The 426-nt window shown below is 60.3% G+C and carries 1 protein-coding gene; it reads left to right on the forward strand.

Annotated features, from left to right (window positions below; translation table 11 throughout):
- Nucleotides 1-117: 117 nt before the first annotated feature.
- A partial coding sequence (locus tag ACQCVD_RS15515; RefSeq protein WP_426824678.1) for a transposase occupies nucleotides 118-426 on the forward strand: 309 nt, incomplete at its 3' end.

A 426-nucleotide genomic window follows, 5' to 3' on the forward strand; every position in this document is an offset into this window, starting at 1 on the left:
AGAGATTGCGCGGATAGGAAGATACAGGGGGCCACGGTGGGGTAGTGAACAAGAGCAGGCACGAGGCCTGGTAGATACGGATTCGACCAAGAAAACGTACACCACTCAGGAGCACTCGTGCCTGCCGTCCCATCATCTATCATCGACCCCCTCTGGTGCCAGTTCGCCGCCCTGATCCCACCCGTGACCGACACCCACCCGCTGGGGTGCCACCGCCCGAGGATCGCCGACCGGATCATCTTCGACAAGCTCATCCAGGTCCTCGTCCTCGGCGCCTCGTACGCCAAGATCGCCGACACGACATGCTCGGCCACCACCTTGCGCACCCGCCGGGATGAATGGATCACCGCCGGCATCTTCGAGCAGCTGGAACAGATCTGTTTGGAGTTCTATGACCGTATCGTCGGACTCGATCTGGAAAACTTA

The organism is Corynebacterium halotolerans, from assembly GCF_050107895.1.
Taxonomy (GTDB): domain Bacteria; phylum Actinomycetota; class Actinomycetes; order Mycobacteriales; family Mycobacteriaceae; genus Corynebacterium; species Corynebacterium halotolerans_B.